Annotated in this window: 19 protein-coding genes and 1 pseudogene; 9 read left to right on the top strand and 11 right to left on the bottom strand. The window is 61.3% G+C overall.

Annotation, left to right across the window (positions count from 1 at the left end):
• Window positions 1-118 precede the first annotated feature (118 nt).
• Complete coding sequence (locus AAFF32_RS02590) at window positions 119-586, bottom strand: hypothetical protein (RefSeq protein WP_342316411.1); 468 nt, start codon at window positions 584-586, stop codon at window positions 119-121.
• A 324-nt stretch (window positions 587-910) separates the two neighbouring features.
• Here AAFF32_RS02590 and AAFF32_RS02585 point away from each other — a divergent pair, with 324 nt between their 5' ends.
• A complete protein-coding gene (locus tag AAFF32_RS02585; protein WP_342316410.1) occupies window positions 911-1,885 on the top strand; it encodes a DDE-type integrase/transposase/recombinase in 975 nt (324 codons plus the stop codon).
• Window positions 1,886-1,936: 51 nt separating this feature from the next.
• The gene (locus AAFF32_RS02580) at window positions 1,937-2,572 is read left to right on the top strand and encodes a hypothetical protein (RefSeq protein ID WP_342316409.1); all 636 of its coding nucleotides are present in this window, start codon (window positions 1,937-1,939) and stop codon (window positions 2,570-2,572) included.
• 75 nt (window positions 2,573-2,647) lie between these two features.
• On the opposite strand, the gene AAFF32_RS02575 is transcribed toward AAFF32_RS02580, so the two are convergent.
• Window positions 2,648-3,358 (bottom strand): hypothetical protein, encoded by a 711-nt coding sequence (locus tag AAFF32_RS02575; RefSeq protein ID WP_342316407.1) that lies wholly within the window; start codon window positions 3,356-3,358, stop codon window positions 2,648-2,650.
• Between the two features lie 847 nt (window positions 3,359-4,205).
• Between AAFF32_RS02575 and AAFF32_RS02570 the strand changes: the two are divergent.
• The 4 genes and pseudogenes from AAFF32_RS02570 to AAFF32_RS02555 all read left to right on the top strand — a co-directional run.
• Window positions 4,206-4,553 (top strand): annotated as a pseudogene (locus AAFF32_RS02570) (POTRA domain-containing protein); the annotation flags it as partial.
• Window positions 4,554-4,956: 403 nt separating this feature from the next.
• Window positions 4,957-5,568 carry a hypothetical protein gene (locus AAFF32_RS02565; RefSeq protein WP_342316406.1) on the top strand — a complete coding sequence of 204 codons (612 nt, stop codon included), beginning with the start codon at window positions 4,957-4,959 and terminating at the stop codon, window positions 5,566-5,568.
• A 20-nt stretch (window positions 5,569-5,588) separates the two neighbouring features.
• Window positions 5,589-6,269 (top strand): hypothetical protein, encoded by a 681-nt coding sequence (locus AAFF32_RS02560; protein ID WP_342316405.1) that lies wholly within the window; start codon window positions 5,589-5,591, stop codon window positions 6,267-6,269.
• 285 nt (window positions 6,270-6,554) lie between these two features.
• Entirely contained in the window at window positions 6,555-6,959 is a 405-nt protein-coding gene (locus AAFF32_RS02555) for a hypothetical protein (RefSeq protein ID WP_342316404.1), read from the top strand.
• Window positions 6,960-7,032: 73 nt separating this feature from the next.
• Here AAFF32_RS02555 and AAFF32_RS02550 read toward each other — a convergent pair whose 3' ends face one another.
• Window positions 7,033-7,287: a hypothetical protein gene (locus tag AAFF32_RS02550; protein ID WP_342316403.1), complete on the bottom strand. Its 255-nt coding sequence runs from the start codon at window positions 7,285-7,287 to the stop codon at window positions 7,033-7,035.
• 188 nt (window positions 7,288-7,475) lie between these two features.
• The gene (locus tag AAFF32_RS02545; RefSeq protein WP_342316402.1) at window positions 7,476-8,312 is read right to left on the bottom strand and encodes a recombinase family protein; all 837 of its coding nucleotides are present in this window, start codon (window positions 8,310-8,312) and stop codon (window positions 7,476-7,478) included.
• Window positions 8,313-8,324: 12 nt separating this feature from the next.
• Between AAFF32_RS02545 and AAFF32_RS02540 the strand changes: the two genes are divergently transcribed.
• The 3 genes from AAFF32_RS02540 to sppA are packed head-to-tail and all read left to right on the top strand — an operon-like array spanning window position 8,325 to window position 11,368.
• Window positions 8,325-8,684, top strand: a complete 360-nt coding sequence (locus AAFF32_RS02540; RefSeq protein ID WP_342316401.1) for a transposase — start codon at window positions 8,325-8,327, stop codon at window positions 8,682-8,684.
• On the top strand, window positions 8,624-9,259 hold the full coding sequence (locus AAFF32_RS02535) for an RNA-guided endonuclease TnpB family protein (RefSeq protein ID WP_342317201.1): 636 nt from the start codon (window positions 8,624-8,626) through the stop codon (window positions 9,257-9,259). Before AAFF32_RS02540 ends, AAFF32_RS02535 begins: the two co-directional genes overlap by 61 nt.
• Before the next feature lie 51 nt (window positions 9,260-9,310).
• On the top strand, window positions 9,311-11,368 hold the full coding sequence (gene sppA / locus AAFF32_RS02530; RefSeq protein ID WP_342316400.1) for a signal peptide peptidase SppA: 2,058 nt from the start codon (window positions 9,311-9,313) through the stop codon (window positions 11,366-11,368).
• A 148-nt stretch (window positions 11,369-11,516) separates the two neighbouring features.
• On the opposite strand, the gene AAFF32_RS02525 is transcribed toward sppA, so the two are convergent.
• From AAFF32_RS02525 to AAFF32_RS02495, 7 genes are all read right to left on the bottom strand, one after another.
• Window positions 11,517-11,855: a hypothetical protein gene (locus AAFF32_RS02525; RefSeq protein WP_342316399.1), complete on the bottom strand. Its 339-nt coding sequence runs from the start codon at window positions 11,853-11,855 to the stop codon at window positions 11,517-11,519.
• A 574-nt stretch (window positions 11,856-12,429) separates the two neighbouring features.
• Complete coding sequence (locus AAFF32_RS02520; RefSeq protein ID WP_342316398.1) at window positions 12,430-12,777, bottom strand: hypothetical protein; 348 nt, start codon at window positions 12,775-12,777, stop codon at window positions 12,430-12,432.
• 1 nt (window position 12,778) lies between these two features.
• Complete coding sequence (locus AAFF32_RS02515; protein ID WP_342316397.1) at window positions 12,779-14,734, bottom strand: S9 family peptidase; 1,956 nt, start codon at window positions 14,732-14,734, stop codon at window positions 12,779-12,781.
• Window positions 14,735-15,119: 385 nt separating this feature from the next.
• A complete protein-coding gene (locus tag AAFF32_RS02510; RefSeq protein WP_342316396.1) occupies window positions 15,120-15,332 on the bottom strand; it encodes a hypothetical protein in 213 nt (70 codons plus the stop codon).
• Entirely contained in the window at window positions 15,329-15,646 is a 318-nt protein-coding gene (locus AAFF32_RS02505) for a hypothetical protein (protein WP_342316394.1), read from the bottom strand. The genes AAFF32_RS02510 and AAFF32_RS02505 overlap by 4 nt, the downstream gene beginning before the upstream one ends.
• A gap of 689 nt (window positions 15,647-16,335) precedes the next feature.
• A complete protein-coding gene (locus AAFF32_RS02500; RefSeq protein ID WP_342316393.1) occupies window positions 16,336-16,725 on the bottom strand; it encodes a hypothetical protein in 390 nt (129 codons plus the stop codon).
• Window positions 16,726-17,165: 440 nt separating this feature from the next.
• Window positions 17,166-17,486 (bottom strand): hypothetical protein, encoded by a 321-nt coding sequence (locus AAFF32_RS02495; protein ID WP_342316392.1) that lies wholly within the window; start codon window positions 17,484-17,486, stop codon window positions 17,166-17,168.
• Window positions 17,487-18,023: the final 537 nt, after the last annotated feature.

The raw sequence follows: 18,023 nt of genomic DNA, 5'->3' as shown, positions 1-18,023 counted from the left end.
CTTCAAGGCGACTTCTACAACCGTTCGACTCTCGCTGGTGGACGGGTCGCGGAACGCATACTGCGGCCGAGTATGCTCGGCCGTGGATACTGAGTTGCGCAATAAGACCAGCGGGCGCCTACCAGAATTTCCACCAGGGTCTATCTGCCGCCGACCGGGCATCTGCAGCGTGGCCGCGCTCTCGCGCAAGCCGTGCCTTGGCCCACGCAATAGCCTCCCGCGCCGAAATCGACTCGTCAAGTTGCGGATCGTCAAGCCGGCCTCCCGAAAGCTGAGCTAGAACGCTGGCCGAGGAGATAGCCGCGACGAGCTCAAGAGGCTGGGAGCCGCAAGAGAACTGAACTGAAAAATTGGTACCTTGGGCCAACTCGAGGTCCATGGCATCCTCCATTGAAAGGCCAGATGCGTAGTACTCGAAACCGGCGACTTCTCCAGCAACAGGGCAGGGAAGAAATCCGGAGAACGCGTCAACATCAAACTCGGCATCAAGCTGCACAGGGAACCCAGCCTCAACGATTGCAGTCTGCCAGTCACGTGGAGAGGGCATGTTGCAGCGCTTCAGATGGACAACGAGATCGTACGACATAGGACCTCTATTCCGGTGTCGATGAGCCAAAGGTGCTGTCGATCATACCCAGCCTGCGGAGCGCCCACATAGGAACACTCTCAAAGCCTAGACCAGACGCCGAGCAATCTCGGTATCGTAAAGCTTCACTCCCGATCCACCGACCGACATTCAACCTGTCCAGGCTCATCTAAGAATTGGAAAGTACTACGGAGCGCTGTCCAACGGCAGATGAGCCTGGACGAGCGCGTTTCCAACGGAAGTTGAGCCCTGCCACACCGGGATAAGCCACGAATTGACGCGCCGATGGATGGCGTGCCTCGGGTCGGTTGATCATCACTCTGGATGATCATCAGTTTGGACGAATCACGAATCCGCACCATTGAGCAGGTGCGCGCAGTTCTGGACGGCACCCGTACCTCGGACCTGGCTCCTGCAGCAGACCGGCATGCGCGTTACGGGTGGATCGCCACCGTGCTGGCGCTTCTGAGCTACCGGCAGCTGAAGCGAGCCGACCGCGGCTGGGTGCGCCGCTATCTGCGGCACCTGAGTGGCTTCAGCCGCGCGCAGGTCACGCGCGCGATCCAGCGTTGGCTAGCGTTCAAACCACTGTGCCGCACCCCTCGCAGGCCGTCGAACGCTTACGCGCGACGGTATGCCGAAGCGGACCTGGACGCGTTGGCTGAGGTCGAACGCGAGTACGGACGTCTGTCGGGATCTGCAACGGTCGTCGTCCTGCGGCGCATGTACCAGGTGTATTGCGACGAGTGCTTCGTGCGCCTGCAGCACCTGTCCGTCTCGCACCTGTACAACTTGCGCCGCTCGGTGGCGTACCAGGCTCGCCATACCGTGCGCACCAAAACCCGATCGGTCCGTAAGGCGACGGCCATTGCCGTACGCCGCGCGCCGGCTCCGGATAACAGGCCCGGCTTCATTCGTATAGACAGCGTCCATCAGGGCGACTTCCGCGGTCGCTGGAGCGTGTACCACATCAATGCGGTTGACTGCTTCACTCAGTGGCAGGTGGTCGCCACAGTGCCCTCACTCAAGCGCGAGCACATGCTGCCGACACTGCGCGCGATGCTGGCACAGTTCCCGTTTCAGTTTCGCGGGTTCCATTCGGACGGTGGCAGCGAGTACGTCAACTACGACGTAGCCGCCATGCTCGAGCAGGAGCGCATCGCCTTCACCCGCTCGCGACCGCGGCGCTGCAACGACAATGCCCTGGTTGAGGCGAAGAATGGAGTGGTGGTGCGTCGCCAGTTCGGCTACAGCTACGTACCGGCCGAACGGGCCGAGCAGTTCAACGCGTTCTGCTAGGACTTCCTAAATCCCTGGCGGCACGCAGACCGGTTCTACCGGGAGCGCGTGGTGCCGTACAAGGACCGGCAACTCGCGAACGCGATGAAGGACGCGCATGCCGACGAGGTCTACGGCAAGTTCAATCAGGCCGGCAAGGGCGAGCGTGCCGAGCACTTCTACCGCGCCCTCGATCCCAAGGGCCAGGCGGCCGTGCGTTACGGCATGGTGGCCAATGCCATGGACAAGGCGTTCGACGAAACGCGGCAGGTATTCAGTCCGGCCAAGTTCGCCTCGGCAATGGAGAAGCTGGGCAAGGCGCAGGGCGCGGTGTTCCGCGGCGCGGCGAAGCAAGAGATCGAAGGCTTCACCAAGCTGATGCGTCACGTCGAACGCGCCGGGCAGTACGCCGAGAATCCGCCGACCGGCGCGCGCACGATTCCGTGGCTGCTAGGTGGCGCGGCGGCGGTCAACGCGCCGCTGGCGGCGAAGGTCGCGGCGATGTCGGGTGTTGCCAGAACGCTGCTGACGACCGATGTGGGCAAGCGCTTCCTGCTGGCCTCCTCGAAACTGGACGCCGGCTCGCCGGCGATGGCGAAACTGTTGCAACGGATCGAGCGGGCGATGCCTGGCTTTGGCGGTGCGATAGTTCGCACGGAGGGTGGTGAGTCAGGTGCGCCCCTGGAGCAAGCGGCACGCGTCAAATAAGCATTGGCTCTATGCGGAAAAAGGAAAAGGGACCGCGTCACGACGCGGCCCCTTCCATGTTTTGGTGTAAATGGCTTACTTGGTCAGATCATTGTCGAGGACGGTCTTGCCGTCCATGGTCAGCGTGGCATCGCCGGTGTTCTCGAGATCATTGCTCTTGTAACGGCCGGTGAGGCGAACGGCCAGTTGATGCTTGTTGCTGAAGGCCCCCGGCGCGGTCAGGCGAATGTCGTCCCAGGTGTAGGCGGAGTAGACCTTGTCCAGCGCGGTTTTCTGGCTGTCCATAAATGCCTGCAATGGCGCCGTGTCGACCTTGCCAAGTTCAATGACGTAGTCATCCAGCTTGAACGATTCCTTGTCGCCCATGACCTGCAGTTTCACCGGAACGGGATTGCCGAACGTGCCGGCGTGGACGTCCATCTGTAGGCTCAGCAGCTTCCGCTGGTCTTCGGGATTCTGATACTTGACCGAGCACGTTGTCAGGGTGCCTTTGGGTTCATCGTCGTCTGGATCAACATCGGCACCTGCGCTGAAGAAGGAGTCAATCTCTTTCACGCGCGCCTCATTGCCGAGCTTTTCGCGGATCTTGCGGAAGCAGATGTCGATCCCGTCGTTGACGGCAGAGAACGCGAAACGATCGGGCGATCTTTCCGGAGGCACGTCCGCGTCCTCAGACTCACTGGAGTTTGCAGGGTTGGCGGCAGGAGTTATGACCGTGTCGCTGCCCGTACAGCCAGACAAGGTTGCAAGAACAGCGAGAGCAAGCAGAGTAGACGCGTAGCGCATGAATGTGAAGGCAGGTGAATTTCGCCTACCGTAATGGTTTCCACGTACGGCAGCTATCAGAAATGTCGTAATTGACGTTTAGGAGAGATAGGCGCGGCTCTGCGGCTGCATCTGGGTCGGAAGGACAGTGGCGGCGCCGCGTCATATCGAGGAGTCAATGCCTAGTGGCGGTTGCGGCGGGATTCACTGCTGGAATCTGCAGGCAGGGTCACCGGGCGCGGGCGTCGACCGAAGAAGTGTTGGAGGCGTCGCGTGCCAACGCCCAGTGGCACGCACTCAGCCCAGCGTTGCCACAACCTAGAGTTGATCTTGAAAGCCTCCTGCTTCGGTGGGAGGTTTTTTTACGCTTTGCGTGTCGGGAAATTCCTACACGCCATCGCGCCGAAGGCCAATATCGCTGCGTCAAGACAATGCGCGACAATGCGAGCGCAGCAATGTGCGTACTACCAGTCGTCTCGGCGCACACGAACCGATGTCAGGCAACGGTTCTGCTGTTCGAATCCGGTCGCGAAATTTTTCCACGACATTTGAGATTTGTCTGATATCGCGCTCCGCAACGGATCGCTAGTCTGGAAAATGAAAAGAACCGCGCCGGTTCTTCTCCGATAAATCCTATATCCCTCCTGCTCAACGGTCGTTAGCCTGATCGTGGGAGTCATGCGCCTGTTCGTTCCGTCGTGAGCGATGGGTGCTCGCCGTGGTGGTTTCGACGCGCTGTGCACGTCGAGCGTTGGAAAACTGGAACAGGGGCGTAATGGAAGTGCGCAGTAGTTCGTATCGCGGTAGCAATCGCCGCGCGCAGTGGACGGGAATACTCGGTGGGTGGCTGGCGCCGCTGTCGCTGGTGATGGCGCAGGTGTCGCCGTCCAACCAGGAGTTGCTGCGTCAGCAGGAGCGCGAGCGCGCCTTGCGCGAACAGCAGGAACAGACGCCGAACGTGCGCCTGCAACCGGCGCCCGCTGCCGTGTTGGAGCATATTCCCACCGACGAGTCCCCCTGTTTTCGCGTCGACCGCATCGTGCTCGATGGCGAGGGCGCGGACCGTTTCGCGTGGGCGCTGAAGGCGGCCGACCCGAAGGACGATCCGGCGACGGGTCAATGCCTGGGCACCGGCGGCATCAACGTGGTGATGAAGCGCGTGCAGAACGCGATCGTGGCGCGTGGCTATGTAACCACGCGGATCGTAGCCGCGCCGGCGAAGGATGTGACACGACTGGAGGCATACCAGAGGGCGTTCGAGCAAGGCGACCGCCTCGGTTTCGTGCCTTACATCCAAAAGGAAATGATCGATCGCGCCCTTGACCTGGCGCGAATGAGAGAAGCGGCATCCGATGATCGGTGATGGCGGGTTTCATGAGGCTAGGTGAAGTGAGGTTCGTGCTGAAGCTAGTCCTCGTATCGGGCGGCTTTGCGATCTTCTCCGCGTGTCCTGTGACGGGGCTGTATGCCGCGACCGTTCTTATGCGCGTAATGGGCAACCCGTTCGGCTGGGTCCTGCCTTGGCTACTGTTTTGGGCCGTCTTTTTAGCGCTTTGCCATGCGCGCTCAAGACGCGGGGCCAAGTAGGCTGCTTCACGAACGTCGAATGGAAGCTAAGCATGAGCAATACGTTAACTCGTAGCCGGATTTTGGTAGTCACACTCGCTATCGCTGTCGCCGGTCTGATATCGGGGTGTTTTGTAAAGAACACGATTAAAAGTGAGCTCTCGACTTACGCGGAGCCCACCGACGGCGCACTCGTCCACATTCGCTTGATTGGATCGCGCAACGTCAAGGTCTATCCCAGCAGCACCTGCGTCGCCTACACAGTACCCGGCAGTGGCTACCCGGCCGGCCCGCAAATGGGCGGCCAGCGCAAGCGCGACCTGGACATGCCCAAGCCGGGAGCGATGCCCAAACACTTCGTCGAGGTGGCTGCTCGGGCGGATGAGCCCATCACGGCCAGCTTCTCCCACTACAGCGAGCTGACCATTCCAGGTGCTGCGGGTGCAGGCGCGCCCAACACGCGGCGATCGTCTTCCTGCATCGTGGCGCGCAGCTTCGTCCCGCAGAGCGGGCGGAACTACGAGATGACGGCCAACTGGTTGTCGGCGGGCCTGTGCTCCGTGCAGGTGTTCGAGATCGTTGCCGAAGGAGCGGGCTACACGCGCAGGCCTGTTCCGAGTCGGATAGCCGAAGGTTGCGCTGCACCTAACGAAACATCGAATTGATTCTTCTTGGGAGTAACGAAGTGCACAGGAAATCCATTACGGCGCTGCTCGCGCTTGTCCTTTCCGTCTCCAGCGCGCGGACCGCTGCAGCAGACGCAGTATCCATCGACGCGTTGCGCACTAGCGGCCTGACCTTCGAGCCGATCAAGGGCGCCAAGAACGTGGCGGTCAAGACCAAGGGGCAGCGCATGGCGGCGTTCGGCATCGGCATGCTGGTCGGGAGTGCGATGGGCAGCGGTGCGGCCAATCCGCAGGAAGGCATGGAAATCGCCCAGCAGGCGGGCAATCTGACCCAACAGGCCATCCATGACTACGGCCACGAGCGCGTCGGCTTGCTGGGCCCGGCGCCGGTCATGCAGAAGGCACTGCAGAAGCGGCTGGGCGAGATGGGCGTGCCGCTGCATGCGGCTGACGCCGCGAACGGCTATCGCCTGTTGGTGCAGCAGAAGCTGTGGTCGCTGGAGTACGAAGGTATGTTCAAGGACGACTACCACCTGGCGTATGCCACCGAAGTGTCGATGAAGTCGCCCGATGGCAAGAAGGCGGGGAAGGCGTCGTGTGCGGGTCAGTTCCCGGACCTGCACCCACTGCCCGAGTGGCAGGCGGACGAGCACGCCAAGGTCGTCGACGCAGCGACCGCCATAGGTGCCGAGTGCGCGGAACTGGTCGCGCAGGCCCTCAATCTAAGCAGTGAAGCCTGATTTGGTGGCCCCATGATGCGACTCAATCCGCCCAGCTTCCCGATCTTCCTGCTCGCGCTGATATCCGGCGGGGCGGGAATTGCCGCTGAGCTCGGTTTCCTTGGCGTGTTGGAACACGTCGCCCTTCTGGCTATTGGCGCTGGGCTTTGCCCTGCTCATGTTCGGGTCGTTGTTCCGTAGGATCTGATTTGGGTGGCTGGCCGCCCAAGAGCGTGCATGTCGCCAGGAAGGGAGAATAGAGTGGACGACATGCGTGGCGTTGCAATCGAGGAGTAAAGAGAATCCATGAATGAGACGAAAGGCGGTGTCAGCTTGTCGGTACTGCATTGCATGTTCAACATTGAGGGATCTGTAACGCATTTCATGCACGACTTCGATCCTGAACTCTACCGAGCTTTGCCAAACCTGTACGTCGTCTGTGTCTTGGATAACCAGGTTGGCCTGCGAAGCATTCCTGCTGGATTGTTTGTGAAAACCAGCTACTCGCATGAAGAGAGCGGTTTCGTGGACGCGGTGTACGGCTTGGCGGTGGCGGCCTTTGGCGCTGACTTGATTGAGAGCTGGAAAGCAAGTTTCGTTCCTGCGCGGTTAACGGTCCGTGGAAGTGAGCCGCTATCGGAGATGGAAATGGTTCGGGTGCTGTGTACTCAGCGATTGAAGCACGCGGGTAGCGGATTGCGTCCAAGCTAACGCTACCTGGATGGACGCGGCGCTCCGGCTGGCTCACGCTAACCGTGGCGGCACATCATGATCATTGGGGAGCTCACTTGCGATCGGTTGTGTCGTGGTTGCGGGGCACAATCAGTATCAGGCGCGCTTCCTGCTCTTCCCACAGCATCGGCGGATTGATCGCCAGATCCTGCAGTCGCAGAGACTCAGGCAGCGTCCCGTCGAGGATTGCAGCGACGATGTCTGGCGCCAGCAGGGTCAGGTTGAGCATCCGTCCGACATAACTGCGGTCCTCGCCTTGGCGCTCGGCGATGTCGAGGATCGAGGCGGCCTCACCCGATTCGAGCATCCGCAGCCAGCGATGTCCCCGAGCCAGCGCTCGCTGTAGCTAAGTCGCTTCACGCGACGCATCTTCCGCTGTTGGCGGCCGAGCCATCCGTCGGCGTCGGCTGCATCGGCTCAACGTGATGGGCACCGACAACGTCAGGCCACCATCGACCACGTCGGCGGGTCCAGACGACTTGAGAGTTGGGCGCCTCATGCCGCATTGCTCTCAGCGTGAGAGTGAAATTCCCTGGTCAATGCCAGCAGACCGCACGGGCGCAGGCGTACTTCCAGGCGATCCACGCTGACGACAACCCGCTCAATTAGGAGTCGTACCAACCGCTGCTGCTCGGCTGGGAACAGTTGCTCCCAGATCTGCGCCACCTTAGTCATTGCCACGGTGACCTGGGCTTCGTCCAAGGTGGGGTCGAGTGCAATCGCCTCCGGCACGGTGGCTGCAATCATGTCCGGCGCCTGCAACACGCGGTGCAACTGCTCGACCACGGCCCCCTCCAATTCGCCTGCCGGCAGCCGCGGCAGGCCCGAGGCGCCGTTGCCTTCGTGGATGTCCCGGGTGCTCAGGTAGTAGCGGTAGTGGCACCCGGTGCTGCGCTTGGTGGTGTGCCATGGCGTCAAGGCGCGCCCATCGGGTCCGAACACGATACCTTTCAACAGGAAGTCGACCTTGCCGCGCTGGGCATTGCCACGGATTCGCCCATTGACCTGCAACAGTGCCTGCACCTCATCCCACAGGGCTTGGTCGACGATCGGTGGGTGGGCACCAGGGTATTGGATGTCCTTATGCTTGATCTCGCCGAGGTACGCGCGATTGCGCAGGATCGTGTGGATCGTGCTCCTGTCGTGCGGTCGACCGGGGCGATGGCGTCCGTCCTTCGTGGTCCACGCCTTGTAGCACCAGCCCAGTGCACGGACCTCCTGCGCCACCTTCAACATCGACCCGAGCTCGACGAAGCGGCGGAAGATGATCCGGACCTGTTCGGCCTCGTTGGGATTGATCGCCAGCCGTCGATCGACGACGTCGTAGCCCAAGGGTGGGATGCCATGCATCCAGAAGCCTTTCTTCTTACTGGCGGCGAACTTGTCACGGATGCGCTCAGCGGTCAGCTCGCGCTCGAACTGTTACACGATGGCGTGCCGGCGCCACAAACCGCCGCCAACGTTGCGGGCGTGTTGGGCATCGACCTTGGCCTGACGGACACCGCCGCGCTCAGCACCGGCGAAGTGATCGTCGCGCCCAAGCACCTGGCGGTCAAGCTCGCCAAATTGCGCCGCTGTCAGCGCAGCTTTTCGCGCCAGCGCGACGCCGCCGCGCGACGCCAAGGGCTGGACCGAGCAAGCCGCTGCCCAAGGGCACGCGCATCGAAGCGTCGCAGCGCATGCATCGTCGCAAGCGCCAGATAGGCAAGCTGCATACTCAGATCGCCGATGCACGCCGGGATCACCAGCATCAGCTGACGGCCAAGGGCGTTGCCAGCGCCCAAGTCATCGCCATCGAAGACCTGGCGGTCAGGGCAACGGCCTGCGGCATGGGCCGCAAGGCCTTCCGCCGCGGCGTGGCCGATGCCGGGCTGGGCGAGATTCGCCGGCAGCTGACCTACAAGGCGAGCTGGCATGGCCGCGAACTGGTCGTGGTCGATCGGTTCTATCCGAGCAGCAAGACCTGCTCGGCGTGCGGCGAAGTGAATGCCGCGCTGCCGCTGCGCGATCGTCAGTGGACGTGCGCGTGTGGTGCCGACCACCACCGTGATCGCAATGCGGCCATCAATCTGGCGCGCGAAGGTCTGCGCCAATTGAATCTTTCGAATACCCCGAGGAGCGGGGGAATTGACGCGCGGGGAGAGGGTGCGTGCGCATCGGCCGGTTCATCGGTCGATGGACAGCCGACCTCGTTGAACCGTGAACTGAACTATCGCGCGGCCAAGCCGCGCTCCACCCGTCGTGCCGGTCTGGAACCGAAGCGGCGGGTGGTGGGATGAGACTCCGATCTCGACTGGGGTCAACGACCCCATAGCCCCACACTTGGGCTGGTGGTGCGCCGCGACCGTGAGATCGTGGCCTTCGTTACGCTGACCTACTACGACCTTGAGGGCGTGGCGGCTTCTCCTTTCGGCGTGGGCATCAGAGCCCTATGGGCTTCCCGGATTTTTCGTATGTTCAGGCCACGAAACGTCGCCCAACAATCAGGAAATTGTCTGGTGACGAAAACCATGAGTGAAATCAAACACAGCGCGGTTGGTAGATTCCTCTCCAAGCTGTCCAATGCGTTGCGCATCGCGCGGACTATCACGGTCAATGTGGCGTTCCTGGCGATAGTTGCCTTTTACGCTTTCGCACTGTTCGGATTGTTCCGGGTCAAGCCGATCCTCGAACGCACGACGCTCGTGATAGAGCCGAAGGGAACGCTGGTCGAGCAGTACGACGACGATCCGATCGCCCGGGCCCTAGATCGCGCAGCAGGCGGCAAGGGCGAAGTCCAGCTGCGCGATCTGATAAGGGTGCTAGAAGGAGCAAGCAGCGACCCGCGCATCGACCGCATCGCGCTGCGGCTGGACGAACTCAAGCTGAACGGCCTCGCCTCGACAAACGAGCTAGCCAAGGCCGTCGCTCAGGCCCGGACGGCGGGCAAGCAGGTCATCGCATCGGCGGACAGCCTCACCCAGAGTCAGTTTCAAGTCGTAGCGCAGGCAAGCGAACTGTATCTGGACCCGAAGGGCGAAATCCATCTCAACGGCTTTGCGGTGTATATGCCGTACTTCAGAGAAGCGCTCCAGGACAAGCTAGGCGTCGACGTAAGTGTCTTCAAGGTAGGCACATACAAATCTGCGACCGAACCGTTCGTGCAGGACGCCGCATCGCCGGAGGCCAAGCAGGCAGAGAGCGATGTCTTGAACGATCAGTGGAAACACTATCTAGCGGATATCGCGAAAGCGCGCAGGCTCGACGTGGCGAGCATCGAGCATGGCATCGATCATATGCCGGCTGCACTGGCGGAGGTCGGTGGCAACCCGGCCCGACTCGCGCTGAAAGCAAAGCTGGTCGACGGACTGCGTACGCGCAATGAGGTGGACCACCTGTTGAAGGCGCGTGGCGAGCCCGACATGGGCGCGAAAAGCGGCTTTCGTCAGGCATCCGTGGCAGAGTACCTTGCGGTACTCGACAAGGAGGCCGCGAAGAGCCGCGGCAAAGCCAAGGTGGCCATTGTCGTGGCGGAGGGCTCGATCGTGCGCGGCGATGGGTCGGCCGGACAGGTGGGTGGCAACTCCACCTCGGAGTTGCTGCGCAAGGCGGCTGAGGATGAAGACGTCAAGGCCGTCGTCCTGCGCGTCAATTCGCCCGGTGGCGAGGTGTTCGCGTCTGAGCAGATATCCCGCGAGGTTCTCCGTCTGAGGAAAGCAGGCAAGCCCGTGGTGGCTTCCATGGGCGACTACGCCGCGTCTGGCGGATACCAGATTTCAATGAATGCCGACAGGATCTTTGCGTCACCGTCGACGGTCACCGGTTCTATCGGCGTGTTCGGCCTGAAGTTCGACGTCTCGCCTGCGCTAGAGAAGCTCGGTGTCCGAATCGATGGCGTATCGACGACGAAGTACGCCGGCGCAACATCGATCGCTCGCCCCATGCCGCAGGAGTACCGTGACGTCGCGCAGCAGATGGTCGAAAGGGTCTATCACGACTTCATCGAGGAGGTAGCCGCTGCGCGATCGATGGCGCCCGGGAAGGTCGAGTCCGCTGCACAGGGACGGATCTGGACCGGGGCGAAAGCGAAGGAACTCGGCCTAGTCGATGAACTCGGCGGACTACAGCAGGCGATTACTTTCGCAGCCCAGAAAGCGAAGTTGGGAAACCCGGACACCTATGCGATCGAGTACGTAGAACGTGATCTCAAGCCCATCGAGAAATTTCTGAGACGACTTGCCTCGAGCAAGACCGGCCAGATGGCGTTGCAGGAGTCGGGGGTCGCGAGCGCGCTGCTTGTACGTGTTGTCCCGGAAACGACGGGGACCGTCAAGTTTATCGAGGAGTACATGACCCAGCAGAACGGGCATGCGCTCAAGGTCATGGCCCATTGCCTTTGTACGTACTGAATATCAATCTTCGATTGAACCGAGAAGGCCGCCCCCGGGGCGGCCTTCTCGTTTAGGTTTGGGCGGGGAGCCCACAGAGACCTGCACGCGGAGCGTGCGCTTCGCCCACGCCGATGGGTCATCGGGTATGGAGGAGTTCCTACCTCCTCTAGCGCGTATGCCCGATATCCCTCGGCGGGCGCTCCCGCTTGGGCGGCACGATGGTCTTGCCCTTTGCCAGCTCGTCTACCGTCTTTTCCGTCACCTTCGCGGCGAATGCCGCTTGCTCTGCGTAGGGAAGACGCTCAAGAGCAAATGCCTTGGCGGCGGAAATCGTCGAGTACGCGCCAGCCAATTCGGGATAGGCGTAGATCGCATCCTTGGGTGTGTATTCCGGTCCAGGTGACCTTCGATTCCGGTTGACTTTGAGCAGTTCAAGCAGCTTGTGCCGGTGTTGACATCGATTACGGTGCTGACATTTGGTGCATCGGATCGTGGTGAGCGACATCGTCGTCCAACGCAATCAAGTGTCGCGTAAGCACCGCTCGAGGCATTCGACCAGTTCGCGCTGCACCTTGAGGCTCCCAAACGTGCCCCAAGCTCGAATGAGCCTGCCTTCATCCTCGTTCGGCCACGGATCTGTGTCGTCATCCAGCGCCAACCAGCGTCCCCCGTGAGCCGGGCGACGTCGATCCAGCCATAGCCGGATGCAGGCATGCCTTGACGCCAGCTTGGAGTGGTATTCGCTCCAGGTGGGGGTGATCAACTCATGTAGCCAGATACTGTCGACAACGCTGGTCGCCAAGGCTTGCGGGAGCAGCGGCCGGATCTCGTCCAAGGGGCGGTGATAGGCCCACCAACTGGATATGACGATATCAATCTGCTCTAGGTAGGGCTCCAGAAGCTCCGCTAGCAGCGGCGCATGTACCAGCCATGGGCCCTCATAACGTCGGGCGACTTCCCGCCCGCCACTATTGCGTGTGAACTCCCACAGGGGATGGAGCGTCCCATCGAAGTCGAGGAATAGGAGCAGCTTCTCGGCAGAGCGGGGAGTAATTCCGGGACTTCGATTGCGCAGGGCGTTACCCTCCACTCTTGGCTCGCATGCTCTTGTATAGCGGCACATGCCGCTCCAGGAACTCCCACATGGCGCCCCCAAAGAGAAGTGCCTCGCCCGGAAGATTGATGTTGAGGGCCTTGGTAATGGCCACGGCGTAGGCGACTTGGGCCTTGGAGGGCGGCCGCAAGTCCCAGTCCAGAACTTCAGCGAGCGCCGGTTCCAGTGCGATCCGAAATCGCTCTGCCCATGCGGCTTCATCTTCCGGGCTGCCGAGGCACCCCCATTGAATGCGCAGCACCTCAGCCGTCTCCGGCTTGATCGGAAGGCGCAACTCCACCGCGAGCTCATCGTCGCAGAGCGTGAGGTACATATCACTTCGCCGCTTTGGCTTCGCCAGCGCTGGTCGTGGCCACGCTGCCACCGAGGTTCTTCGCCAGGAATGCCAGCAGGCGCGTGTAGTACTCCCGCTGATGGGCTTCGACGTAGAACCCGTGCCCTTCGGTGTCGTAGTACAGGGTCTCCACTGGCACACCTGCTGACCGCAATGCCCGCTCCATCATGCGGCTGTGCTCAATGGGCGCGCGCTTGTCCTCCCCGCCCGCTGCCAGGAAGACAGGGACCTTGATGCGCTCGGCCATACGATTAGGCGACGCCGCGGCCAACTCCTCGCGCGAACCAAGCCATTCCCGCAGGAAGGTCTCACCAGAGCCGCGCTGCTGGATGTCGCCTTGGGTGTGCATGGTCGGAAGGTCATACACGCCGACATAGCCGGCGGCACAGCGATAGAGGGCCGGCTCCTTGGCGACGCCCATCAGCGCGGCATAGCCGCCGTAACTGGCGCCGTATAGGCAGACCCGTTCGCTATCGGCATAGCCCTGCTGGATCGCCCAACGCGTCGCATCCGTGAGGTCATCCTGCATCGTGCCGCCCCACTGGCGTTTGCCGGCTTGGGTGAAGGCGCGGCCATAACCACCGGAGCCTCTGAAGTTGACCTGCAGCACTGCGTAACCCGCCTGGCTGAGCAGTTGCACGTCATTATCGAATCCCCAGTCATCCCGAACGCCAAATGGCCCGCCATGCGGCATCACCACCATGGGCAGCTTCTTGCTGCCCGCTCCCTTAGGAGTGGTCAGATATCCGTGCAGGGGCAGCCCATCCCGGGCGGTCAGCTGGATAGGCTGCTGGGTGGCCATCCTGTCCGGATCGAACCAGTCGCGGCGACTCAGCAGGTGCTCGGCCTTCTTGGCCGCCGTATCGAACACGTAGTAGTCACCGGGATTGCGATCGCTGGCGACCAGCACCAACGCCAATTTGCCATCCGCGGTTTGAGACGTGATGCGCACGGGATCGCCGCCAAATGCACCTTCCAGACTTCGATACAAGCGTGCCTCAGGCGCACTGGTGTCTAAGAAGGCCGTACGCGGCTTGCCGTCCATGAAGAAGGCGCCGACAGGCACAGCGGTCCCATTCGCGTAGATGACGCGGCCTGGGTCCGTATCGTCATCCTGCAGCGCCACCTTTCGAGCGCCGCTGACAGTGTCGTAGGCCACAATGGCATCGGGGCCGCGATCCTGCTCGGAGATGATGTAAGCCGTCTTCCCGTCACCGGAGAATCCGATAGGCCGCTCTGCGCGCTGGGTAACAGTCTCGTCATTGATCAGCTGCCACTGAGCCCCGTCGCCTGTCCGGTAGTACAACTTGCTCTTGAGGTCGGTACCGGCGCCGACAGCGAAGCGCACCACGCCCGAATGATCGGTGACGAAGTCAGCGTTACGCACTGGGGCCCGCGCGAGCGGAGCGCGGCGCCCTGTGTAGACATCCAGGCGTTCGGCGCGCGTGTACGGATCGGCATTGAACGGCCGAGCGGAGATGATCACGTTCTTGCCGTCCTCCGGCAGATCGTCGACCAGGAATGCCGCAACCGTCTCCGCCTTCTTGCCAGAGCGAGCCGCTTCCGTGCGCAGACGCTGCCCAACCAGGAATTCGGTCTTGGTTCCATCGGCGTTGATGGCGTACAGCTCGCCCGTCAGCTGAGGCTGATCCAACGAGCCCAGCTTCTCCGCGATGCTGATCAGCACACGCTCCGGATTGACCCACCAGAAGTCCGCAACGTGGGTGTTCTTGCCCAGACGGAAATTGCCCGCCACTGCATTGTCCGCCCGCCGGATGATCACCAAGGCGGTCTGGTCTTCAAACGCTACGGTGGCAGCGTAATAGTCCCCGTTAGGGGACAGCTTGATGTCATTGAACCGGTCCTTCTTGACGAAAGCCTGCACATCGACTGCGCGGGCGGCGGGCATCACCAGCAAGGTGGTCATCACCAGCATGCAAGCGAGTAGCGGTCTAGCAAACTGCATGAAACTCTCCATGTTGTGGGCGGAGCAGCGGCCTCGGTTAAGTAAGGGGAACTCCGAGGCGCGTCAGTACTCGCTCCATGGCGGCAAGCGCAGTCGCCTTGCTCTGGAGCGGAGTACGGCAGCCATGAACAGCCCGAAGAGGGCGCCGCCCAGCAGGGTGATCACGGCGACCGAACCATTCACTGGACGTGAGATGTAAGGGAGGCCGATCCACGAGATCAAGAGCATGCTCAGTCCCCACGCGGCGCCCATGACTAATGCGTTAGTCCAGAAACCCACTTGAGCCAGTCTCCGCGCGCGAGGGAGTGGCCCTCAGTCGCCGAGTGGACCGCATATGTATGCCCGCCTGGCTTCATCATATGAATGGCGTAGTTGTGCTCAGGTGATCGAGTTCACCGCCATTCTCACGGACAGTGGCCCCGATCGCATTGTCGGTCCATTTCGAGGATAGGAAGAATACGACCTGAGCTTTGTCCTCCGGCGGCGGCGTGATCGAAGTTCCGACTTTGCAAGCCATGACGGGAAGTGACAAAAGCGAGCCCATGAAGAAGACGATCAGAAGTTTCAACGTCCCGCTCCGTCCGTGTCGGGCTGGCCTGGGCGCACCGCACCGCTATGAATCGCCACAAGCGCTAGACGCGTGAGAATCGACGACCAAAAGTTCCATGCCTTCTTAACACAGCTCATCAGCAGAAGCGCCACCAATACAGAAGCGCTCACCGCACAGATCAACGCGCAACTCCATGAAGCGAAAACGACAAAGGCCAGAGTCAGATAGCTGACACCGTCTATGTCCAACATGCGAAGCGATGCGACCGCTGCACTGCATCCCGCGCCGGCGAAAACAGCCACCGCCAGCAGCTCCCGCCAAATCTGCGGCATCTTCGGTTCCTCGTTCTCGAAATCGCGACGCCGAGCCGATCGGTTTCCGACCGCAACGGCAATTCAGCCCGCCATGGCATTCGGGTCGAAAGCGGACGTTAGCTCAGGCCCCGGAAACCCACTACACGAACAATCGGAATTGGTCGCGGCGCCACGTCCACCCCGAGGAGCGAGTAAGTTGGCTGGCTAGAGTGTGTGCGCATCGACCGGTTCATGGGTCGATGGACAGTCGACCTCGTTGTACCGCGAACAGATCTATCACGCGGCCAAGCCGCGCTCCACCCGTCGTGCCGGTCGGGAACCGAAACGGCGCGTGGTGGGATGAGACTCCGAACTGGAAGGGATAATTCGGCACGCCGATGCGTCCAGTTCAGCCAGCGCGGCCTGTCGCCGCAGCAAGGGCCTAGGGGGTGGGCTACCGCCGCTCGGTAACCTTATCCAGGGAGGTGCGGGAAGAACGGCCACCGGCATAAGCGTTTGGCTTGCTTAAAGCGTCTGGATGATGGTCCGACTCTCGCCAGTTGCGGTGTCATGGAATACGTACGCAGCTGCGGTGTCGTGGAAGTAGTCGTCCACGGCGACCTGCCCCAGAAACACCATCGGACCCTCCTTTCCCATCGGCCAGTGCGGCGCTTGGAGCCATCGGGGCGGGCGTTTTACAAACCGGAACAACTCTCGGATTCGCTCCTTCAACCACACCTCTGCGTCCCGGCAGCCGGTGCAGCTGCCAGCAATTCTGACAGGATTGCGTTGTCCGCATCTAGCCACCGCGGCTGCGCTGAATGGAGCAGACGCAACTTCTCGCGAGCTTTGTTTGAAGCGACGACATTGACGCCTCTCCCCGTGAGGAACTTGACGAGAAGACCTCTGGCATCTACCACGGCACCAACGTCGCCATAGTCCAAGGCGATCAAATGGTTAAATAACGTGACGCCGTGCGATGAATAAGGCGGGGCCGGCTCGCAGCTAAGCATCGCTTCCAACGCCGCCTCGCGATAAAGCACGGCCTCGAATTCCCGCACCTCCACGTCACCGGTTACGAAGCCGACAACGACGTCTATCGCCTTAGCGTCATTCATGCCTTACCCCTCATCCAATTCGACACAGGCCACGCCAGCTTCGGAGGCTGCTGCCTAAACCGATCGGCCATGCTTCATTAATGGACCTAACCTTCGTCGGCGGCCGGTCCTGCTGCGCTTGCGGCGTTCAAACAGTTCGGCAGAAACATGGTGTCAGGATTGTCCCTACACTGTTGAAGTTGCACGTTCCGCGCCGCTTGGTTCTTCTCGAACCACTCAACGCTATGGACATCCACGCCACTGCCGACGCAAGCGCCCACCCTGCGACCGCCAGCAATGAGCACAGAAAAACTGCGCTGCCGCCGAAGATGCCCGCCCACTCCGGGGCATCGTCAGCAGCCAGGCCCGAACACTGGCCCATTCAGCGGCGGCATTGCCATTCGGCCTCATTCATTGCGACCGTAACCTGTTCGCGGGTTAACGCGCGAACCGTGCTTCGCTTACTGCGACTGTGCGAAGCCCGCGCCCTGCAGCGCACTGCGCCACTTCTTGGCCCCAGTGAACATCGGCGCAAACTCAACGCGCGTCCCGTTCCTGAACTTTATGCCGATACCGATCGGGATCAGGAAGGCCACCTTGAATGTGTAGTACGACTCGATGTCGGTGCACATGTACTCATCCTTCACCACTATAAGACGTTGCACCACCAGCTTTTCCTTTGTCAACGTGACCTGCGCGGTATGCTTCCGCAGCAGCCGGAAGTACAACAGATCAGCCTTCGTGCTGATGATAGGGGTTTCAGTAGACGTTTCAGTGTTCATGCGTGTTCCTCATAAATGAGGCGCGCATTGTCGACGTCCGCCGACGCAGGATCCATGCAACTATTCGGAGATGTGCACTTACGATTGATTCCGCCAAAGGGCAGATGAGCCTGGGCGTAGACCTCTGCCCGTCATATGCAGCGGTCGCAGGAATCCGGGTGTCCCCCCACTCCTGCATTGACGGCCACACGCGCCTATCTTCGAAAGTTCTAGATGTTATCGCCTGTGCGCGTTTGCGAACATGTTTGGCCACCCTCTGCTTTGAAGGCCTTCTTCCAGCCCTGGGGGCCTACCGCACCCACTTTTCGTAATAATCAGATGTTCTCGTCCGGCCACGCTCGCGAGCATGCTCGCGTCGGGCCCATCTTCCAATCGGATCTCAACCTGGGCCCTATCTAGCGAGGGCAGGGTATGAGAAACATTGCATCAGTGGGCGTCGCCCTTTTGGCGACAATTTCGATGGCGAGCGCGAGCGCAGCCGAGGGACGCATTCAGTTCTCCGGGAGCGTGGTTGCGCCAACGTGCGCCCCGATTGAC

This window comes from Lysobacter sp. FW306-1B-D06B (assembly GCF_038446665.1).
Classification (GTDB): domain Bacteria; phylum Pseudomonadota; class Gammaproteobacteria; order Xanthomonadales; family Xanthomonadaceae; genus Lysobacter_J.
This window is presented reverse-complemented; position numbering and strand designations above follow the sequence as displayed.

Bases quoted from the DNA above. Each gene is read 5' to 3' on its own strand.
- AAFF32_RS02590 (WP_342316411.1), bottom strand. From the start codon at position 586: ATGTCGTACGATCTCGTTGTCCATCTGAAGCGCTGCAACATGCCCTCT.
- AAFF32_RS02585 (WP_342316410.1), top strand. From the start codon at position 911: ATGATCATCAGTTTGGACGAATCACGAATCCGCACCATTGAGCAGGTG.
- AAFF32_RS02575 (WP_342316407.1), bottom strand. From the start codon at position 3,358: ATGCGCTACGCGTCTACTCTGCTTGCTCTCGCTGTTCTTGCAACCTTG.
- AAFF32_RS02565 (WP_342316406.1), top strand. From the start codon at position 4,957: ATGAGCAATACGTTAACTCGTAGCCGGATTTTGGTAGTCACACTCGCT.
- AAFF32_RS02555 (WP_342316404.1), top strand. From the start codon at position 6,555: ATGAATGAGACGAAAGGCGGTGTCAGCTTGTCGGTACTGCATTGCATG.
- AAFF32_RS02550 (WP_342316403.1), bottom strand. From the start codon at position 7,287: ATGCTCGAATCGGGTGAGGCCGCCTCGATCCTCGACATCGCCGAGCGC.
- AAFF32_RS02540 (WP_342316401.1), top strand. From the start codon at position 8,325: ATGCATCCAGAAGCCTTTCTTCTTACTGGCGGCGAACTTGTCACGGAT.
- AAFF32_RS02525 (WP_342316399.1), bottom strand. From the start codon at position 11,855: ATGTCGCTCACCACGATCCGATGCACCAAATGTCAGCACCGTAATCGA.
- AAFF32_RS02520 (WP_342316398.1), bottom strand. From the start codon at position 12,777: ATGTACCTCACGCTCTGCGACGATGAGCTCGCGGTGGAGTTGCGCCTT.
- AAFF32_RS02515 (WP_342316397.1), bottom strand. From the start codon at position 14,734: ATGCTGGTGATGACCACCTTGCTGGTGATGCCCGCCGCCCGCGCAGTC.
- AAFF32_RS02505 (WP_342316394.1), bottom strand. From the start codon at position 15,646: ATGCCGCAGATTTGGCGGGAGCTGCTGGCGGTGGCTGTTTTCGCCGGC.
- AAFF32_RS02500 (WP_342316393.1), bottom strand. From the start codon at position 16,725: ATGAATGACGCTAAGGCGATAGACGTCGTTGTCGGCTTCGTAACCGGT.
- AAFF32_RS02495 (WP_342316392.1), bottom strand. From the start codon at position 17,486: ATGAACACTGAAACGTCTACTGAAACCCCTATCATCAGCACGAAGGCT.